Raw genomic sequence first — 6,882 nt, 5'->3', positions numbered from 1 at the left:
GTCGTCGCGATCGGCGAAACGGGGCTCGACTACTACCGGCTCGAAGGACGTTCGATCGCGGACATGGAATGGCAACGCGAGCGCTTTCGCACGCACATTCGCGCGGCAAAGGCGGTCATGAAGCCGCTCATCGTTCATACACGGGCCTCGAGCGACGACACGCTGCGCATCATGTCGGAAGAGCAGGCGCATGTGCCGGGCGGCGTCATGCACTGCTTCACGGAGCCGTGGCCCGTGGCGGAACGCGCGCTCGCCCAGAATTTTTACATTTCCCTTTCGGGAATCGTCACATTCAAAAGCGCGACCGACGTGCAAGATGTTGCCCGCCGGGTGCCGCTCGAACGGCTGTTGATCGAAACCGATTCGCCGTATCTGGCACCGGTGCCGTATCGCGGCAAACCCAATGAACCTGCGTACGTGAGTTATGTCGGACGTTACATTGCGCAGGCGCGGGGAATGTCGGATGCCGACTTCGGGGCCGCGACCACGCGCAATTTCTTTCGTTTGTTCGGGATCCCGGCGCCGCAAGGCGTTTGATCCGAACCATCGCCACTGATACGACCACCCAAGGAAGACCACTTGAACCACCCTATCGATCCGCAGCTCCCAGCCGTGACCCGGCGCCTCGCCCGTCGTTTGTCGCTCGTTTGCGCGGGCGCGTTGGCTTCACTGGCCGTTTCGGCGCACGCTTCCGATCTCGACTCGCTTGTGAAGGCGGTCAAATTCGACGATGTCAAGGCCGTGCAAAAGGCGCTCGCTCAAGGCGCGGACCCGAACGCGACCGACCCGCAAGGGATGCCGCTCATCGTGCTGGCGGCCCGCGAGAAATCCGACAACGTCGCCAAGGCGTTGATGGCCGATTCGAAAACGGATATCGAAAAGCTCGATGCGGTGGGTGAGAACGCCATGATGCTGGCGGCACTGAATGGCGACACCGATCTCGTCAAGGCATTGATCGAGAAGGGTGCCGAAGTCAACAAGAAGGGCTGGGCACCGCTGCACTACGCTTGCGCCAACGGCCACGACGACGTCGCCAAGCTGTTGCTGGACAATTCCGCTTACGTCGACGCCGGCTCGCCCAACGGCACCACGCCGCTGATGATGGCCGCGCGCGGCAACCATCTTTCGACGGTCAAACTGCTGCTCGACTCGGGCGCGGACTCCCGCGTGAAGAATCAAATCGGCCTGACGGCGCTCGATTTCGCGAAGCGTTACCACGCCAAGGACGTCGCCGAGGGGCTGGAAGATATGTACGCACGCGAGGCCGCCGCGGCATCCGGCGCGGCCGGCGCGTCTGCTCCGGCTCAAAACAGTGCAAAATGAGTGCTTTTGGCCCTGGCGCCTGATTGCCGGGGCAAATTGATGCAGTACCCGTTGATGCTCGGAGAAAAAGGAAGATTATGTTGCGGGCTTTGATATGCGTCGGCGCGTTGACGATGCCAGTCGCCGCGATGGCGGCGGTGTCGCTAGGGGGCGGCAAGTTTACGGCCGGGGAGCTTCACCGCCTATGCACTCAGACCGACGCTATTTCGCGCTCTGCCTGTGTGGCCTATATCAGGGGCGCCGCCGACGGCGTATTCAATACGATCGATGCAATCGGCGGCACCACCGGCCCGCGTGTAGGCCAATATTTCTGCCTGCCCGACCGTGTCGATAATCAACATCTGGTCGATGCGGTGCGCCGTTATGTCGCCGACAATCCCAACGCGACCGAGTACAACGCCAGTACGGCGGTGTCGCTCGGCCTCGAGAAGGCGTACCCATGCAAGGGTGAATGACCGCCTCAGCGCGTAGCAATGCAACGGATTCACGCACTCAGGAAAATCGCAGCCAACCACGGAACCGAACACTACGACTATGGGCCGACTCATCGCCGTATCGAATCGCGTCGCCACGCCCAACGAGACGAAAGCCTCGGCAGGCGGTCTTGCCGTCGGTATCTATAGCGCGCTCAAGGACATGGGAGGCGTGTGGTTCGGCTGGAGCGGCGATGTCGTCAGCGAGGCCGTGGCCAACGCCGGGCCGACCCTCCAGCACGAGGGCGCAGTGACGTTCGCCACTGTCGGGTTGACCCGTCGCGACTACGATCAGTACTACCGCGGCTTTTCGAATGCGACGCTATGGCCGGTCTTTCACTACCGTAACGATCTGGCGGCGTACGAGCGCGAGGAGTATGCCGGCTACCGGCGCGTCAACGGATGGCTTGCGCATAAGCTCGTGAAGCTGATCGAGCCCGACGACGTGGTGTGGGTGCACGATTACCACCTGATCCCGTTCGCCGAGTCGCTGCGGCGCGAGGGCGTCACCCAACGCATCGGCTTCTTCCTGCATACGCCGTTTCCATCCCCGCAGATCCTGCTGAATGTGCCGCCGCATCAGGAGTTGATCAAGTCGCTGTGCTGTTATGACTTGCTGGGCTTCCAAACGGACACGGATCGCACGGCATTTCTCGATTACATCGAACGGCACGCCGGCGGTCAGGTCAACGCCGCGGGTGAGGTCCAAGCTTACGGCCGCAGGCTGCGCACGGGCGTGTACCGCATCGGCGTGTTTCCCGATGAAATCGCCGCGGAGGCTGAGCGCAACGAGAGCCGCCAACAGGTGCTGGAACTGAAGCACAGCCTGGAAGGGCGCAAGCTCATCATGAGCGTGGACCGCCTCGATTACTCGAAGGGGCTCATCGAGCGATTCCGCGCCTTCGAACAGTTGCTCGAGCATACGCCGCAGTGGCGCGGGAATGTGACATTCGTCCAAGTGGCGCCGCCGACACGCAGCGACGTCGAGGGCTACCAGCACATCCGGCAAAACCTCGAATACGAGGCGGGGCGGATCAACGGCCGCTATTCGGGGCTCGACTACACACCGATCCGCTACCTCAATCAGCGGTACGCGCGTTCCCAATTGATGTCGATGTGCCGCGAATCGCAGGTCGGGTTCGTCACGCCGCTTCGCGACGGGATGAACCTGGTCGCCAAGGAATACATCGCCGCACAAAACCCCGAGGACCCGGGTGTGCTCGTCCTGTCCGAGTTCGCTGGCGCCGCGGCCGAGCTTTGCGCGGCGTTGATCGTCAATCCGCACGATATCGTCGGTATGTCCGAAGCGCTCGCACGCGCGCTTGCGATGCCGCTGGCCGAACGCAAGCAGCGCCACGAAATCAACATGGCTGTCCTCAGACGTAACGATCTCGGCGTTTGGCGCGACACGTTCCTGAACGATTTGCGCCGGGCGTGAACGCCTCCCGGCCTGTTTCTGAGCTGTAACAGCGCACATCAATTGAAAGCGGTGCGCCGCCGGGGGCTGCCGTACCGAATAATAAAAGCGATGGCACCGCCTGTTCGCGGGCTCGACGAGCCGCAAAGGGCCGGGGTGCCGCCGAGTAACCGCCCGGACCGGGGATGAAGGGCTGATGGGCCTTACGTCCACTTGCATGGAGTCGATCGAATGAAAATTGCGCAAATCGCGCCGCTGACCGAGTCGGTGCCCCCCAAACTCTACGGCGGCACCGAGCGTGTCGTCTCGTACATCACCGAGGCCCTCGTGGATCTGGGGCACGATGTCACACTCTTCGCAAGCGGCGACTCGAAAACGAGCGCCAAGCTCGAAGCGGTCTGGCCGCGCGCGCTGCGCCTGGATCCGGCCATTCGCGACCGGATTGCACCGCATATGCTGCTCATGGAACTCGTGCGCCGCCGCGCCGAAGAGTTCGACGTCCTGCATTTCCACATGGATTACTACTCGTTCTCGCTATTCAAGCGCCAGGACACGCCGTTCGTGACCACGCTGCATGGGCGGCTGGATCTGCCGGAGCAGCAGCCCGTGTTCGACACGTTCGACACGGCGCCCGTCATTTCGATCTCGAACGCGCAGCGCCATCCCATGCCGCAGGCGAAATGGCTCAGTACGGTTTACCACGGGCTGCCGGAAACGCTTTATACGCCGCAGCCGGCCGAACAGAAATACCTCGCCTTTCTCGGCCGCATTTCGCCCGAAAAGCGAGTGGATACGGCGATCCGGATCGCCGCCCATTGCGGGTTGCCGATTCGCGTTGCCGCCAAGATCGACGCGGCCGATCGCGAATATTTCGATCGCGAGATCAGGCCGCTGTTCGATTTGCCGCATGTCGAGTTCATCGGTGAAATTCCCGACGAAAAGAAAGCCGATTTTCTCTCGGGCGCCCATGCGCTGCTGTTTCCCGTCGATTGGCCGGAGCCGTTCGGGCTCGTCATGATCGAAGCGATGGCCTGCGGCACGCCCGTGATCGCGTTCAACCGCGGATCGGTGCCGGAAGTGGTGGACGAAGGCATATCGGGCTTCATCGTCGAAGACGAAATCAGCGCCGTCGCCGCGGTCAACCGCCTGCATACGGTGTCGCGTGCGCGTGTGCGGCAACGGTTCGAGGAGCGGTTTACCTCGCACCATATGGCGCGTCAGTACATCGCCGCCTATCAAGCCGTCATTCGCGCGCAAAAGCGCTCGCGCTTCAAGGTGGTCGATTCGGTACCGGGTGCAGGCACGGCCGGCGCCTGAGCCAGGCGGCCGCAACAACTGGGGCGGCCGCGGGTGCGAGCATCATGCATGCAAAAAGCGATGCGGCGCCACGAGGACGCCGCATCGCCATACCGGCGCGCCGTGCTTCAAAGGAGGCGGCCGGATATCGGTGAACAAACCTCTGCCGAAAGATCACATGTCCTTCAGCCGGGTGATCTTCGTGCCTTCGAGCGAGAGATCGCCCATCAGGCCCGCGTTCGTCATCACGATCACTTCGACAGGCTTTGTCGCCGTCGTGGTATCGATCGCGCCATTGGCGCCCATCTTCAGCACGGCCACCGACGCATCGCCGCCCACCGACCACCCGTCGCGCGAACGGAATGAGTTCAACGCATCGTCGGTCATGAAAAGGAAGACGACCGCCTTCGACTGCGCGCCAGCCTGCAGCCCGAACGATCCGGACACGGTGTTGTAGTAGCCGACCGTCTGGCCGCCTACGCGCAACGCGCCGTCGCCGTACTGGCCGCCCACCACGAAGCCCGCCTGCAGCACCTTCGGAAACACGAGTACGCCATGCGCCTTTTGCACCAGCTCACGCGAGCCCGGCACCTGCGCGTACATGCGCGAGAGGGTTGCGTCGACGCCCGCATTGATTTCCTGGCGTTTGGATACGTTGCTGCCCGGGCTTGAACCCACCGGGTTGCCATTGTTAGTCGTCGCGGTGCAGCCGGCGAGTACGAATGCGCCCACCACGACGGCTGCTGTCGCTTTGCGCATCAAGTTTCGTTTCTGCATGGACTCTCTCCGTTATGTTTCCGTCGGTCAAACCGCTCGACGGCGGGTTCGGACGAAGCGTGATTTCACACAACGCAACGGGAGTCGAGCATGGGCCATGCCAGGGGCTGGCCCGAATTTGCGGCCCGGCCGTCAGTGCTGCACGGTGCGCTTGACGACGGGCGGGCGCCGCAGGGCGCGGCGAATACCGGCCACGACGAGGCCCGCTGCAAAGATGAACGCCGCGGGCACGACCCAGTAGCCCACGAAGGCGTGCCACAGGTAAAGAAAGAGCGTGCGGCGCCGCAGCGCGTATTCCGCGATCGCGTCTTGCTGACGCTGCGCGTTCGCGCTTAAAACATCCGCCGGGCAACCCGCGGCGCGGGCCTCGTCGGCTTTGCCACGGCAACGCGCGGCATCGCCCGCGGCGCGCTGGGCGTCGGTGAGCTGCCAAGTCGTCAAGGCGCGGTCGCGGTCGACCACGTTATAGGACATTTCGTCCTGGATCTCGCGTACCGCGACGATCGCCACCGGAACTGCCCAGAAGACGATGACGACGAGCCAGCGTCTTACCCAGCGGTTCTGTCTCCATGCCATTTATGCCTCCGCAATGCATTGCGCATCTACGACGAGAGGGCGGCCCGATGGCTTGAAATCATGTAAATGTCGCGGGCCGTCTTGCCAGACATCATAGAAGAAATGCGACCAATCGTCGCTTCCCTTGATGGCCGGACGGCTGGTTTCGTCACACTATTCGCGCGCGACCGGTAATTTCTTCAATCGTCGCCATATTTCAGCGGCTTCGTTCCGTGGGCGCCGGGCCGGCAGGCTGATGGGCTCACCATCGATTCACGGAACGACTCTTGCATCTTTGGGGAGGACCGTACGCGGTCATTTCACGCCGTACGAGCCCGAAGCCGACGGTGGCGCGGGGCGCACGGCCTTTTCCGACGGAGCGTCAGCCATGGCCGTACCGTTTTCCGAGCAATACAAGGGTTTTGCGATCGGGGTGCAGTCACTGAGGCGCGCGAAGGAGCCCGATCAGTCGACCGACGCGCCTCGCCAGTTCGATATCGTCGTGACGATTTCGCGTAACGCAAGCGGCGATCGCGGCAAAGCCGAGATGTTCGGTGTGCCCGAACACGCACCACTGGATGACCAGCTTCAGGCGCACCGGATTGGCGTCCAATACGCGCGCGACATCATCGACGGCAAGGTGGAGGGCACCACAGTCGACCATCTTTGAAGCGCGCTCGACGCCGACGTGCGTCAAGCGCCGCCTTTCAGCGTCGCCTTTCGACTTTCAGCGCTTCTGCGCCGAGAGACGTCCCCGCATAACTTCACGCGGCGCGCGCGGCCTCCTTGCGCGCTGGCGCAGAACGGTCCAGCATAGGCGATCCCCAGCGCATGCCGGGGCCCGCAGCGCACGCGCGCCACGCGATGACGCGCTGCGGCAATCGCCGAGCGTTCAAACCCAAAAAATCAGCGCTTCTTCGAGGCCGAATAAGAAAGGAGAACCGTATGCTGCATTGCACCCGCCGCCGTATGCTCGTTGCCGTCGCCGCCTTGGCTTGCACGGCCCTCGCGCCGCTCACCGCAACCGAGGCGTATGCGCAA

8 protein-coding genes are annotated in these 6,882 nt (G+C 63.0%); 6 read left to right on the top strand and 2 right to left on the bottom strand.

Going from position 1 to position 6,882, the window contains the following annotated elements; all coding sequences use genetic code 11:
• The 5 genes from ACTHL0_RS02380 to ACTHL0_RS02360 form a co-directional block, all read left to right on the top strand.
• Positions 1–537 (top strand): TatD family hydrolase (locus ACTHL0_RS02380; protein WP_440564982.1); only part of this gene is annotated, 537 nt, incomplete at its 5' end.
• Between the two features lie 54 nt (positions 538–591).
• Entirely contained in the window at positions 592–1,323 is a 732-nt protein-coding gene (locus tag ACTHL0_RS02375; protein WP_440564983.1) for an ankyrin repeat domain-containing protein, read from the top strand.
• A gap of 77 nt (positions 1,324–1,400) precedes the next feature.
• Positions 1,401–1,778 carry a Rap1a/Tai family immunity protein gene (locus ACTHL0_RS02370; protein WP_440564981.1) on the top strand — a complete coding sequence of 126 codons (378 nt, stop codon included), beginning with the start codon at positions 1,401–1,403 and terminating at the stop codon, positions 1,776–1,778.
• A 79-nt stretch (positions 1,779–1,857) separates the two neighbouring features.
• Entirely contained in the window at positions 1,858–3,234 is a 1,377-nt protein-coding gene (gene otsA / locus ACTHL0_RS02365; protein WP_440564980.1) for an alpha,alpha-trehalose-phosphate synthase (UDP-forming), read from the top strand.
• A 210-nt stretch (positions 3,235–3,444) separates the two neighbouring features.
• Entirely contained in the window at positions 3,445–4,530 is a 1,086-nt protein-coding gene (locus tag ACTHL0_RS02360; protein ID WP_440564979.1) for a glycosyltransferase family 4 protein, read from the top strand.
• A 153-nt stretch (positions 4,531–4,683) separates the two neighbouring features.
• On the opposite strand, the gene ACTHL0_RS02355 is transcribed toward ACTHL0_RS02360, so the two are convergent.
• Together ACTHL0_RS02355 and ACTHL0_RS02350 are read right to left on the bottom strand one after the other, a co-directional pair.
• The gene (locus ACTHL0_RS02355; protein ID WP_440564978.1) at positions 4,684–5,286 is read right to left on the bottom strand and encodes a BPSL1445 family SYLF domain-containing lipoprotein; all 603 of its coding nucleotides are present in this window, start codon (positions 5,284–5,286) and stop codon (positions 4,684–4,686) included.
• Between the two features lie 132 nt (positions 5,287–5,418).
• Positions 5,419–5,862 carry a hypothetical protein gene (locus tag ACTHL0_RS02350; protein ID WP_440564977.1) on the bottom strand — a complete coding sequence of 148 codons (444 nt, stop codon included), beginning with the start codon at positions 5,860–5,862 and terminating at the stop codon, positions 5,419–5,421.
• A gap of 367 nt (positions 5,863–6,229) precedes the next feature.
• Here ACTHL0_RS02350 and ACTHL0_RS02345 point away from each other — a divergent pair, with 367 nt between their 5' ends.
• Positions 6,230–6,511 (top strand): hypothetical protein, encoded by a 282-nt coding sequence (locus ACTHL0_RS02345; protein ID WP_440564976.1) that lies wholly within the window; start codon positions 6,230–6,232, stop codon positions 6,509–6,511.
• Positions 6,512–6,882 lie beyond the last annotated feature (371 nt).

The organism is Trinickia sp. (assembly GCF_051961175.1).
Lineage (GTDB): Bacteria > Pseudomonadota > Gammaproteobacteria > Burkholderiales > Burkholderiaceae > Trinickia.
Note: the sequence above shows the minus strand (reverse complement) of the source record. Positions and strands in the feature narration are given on the sequence as shown.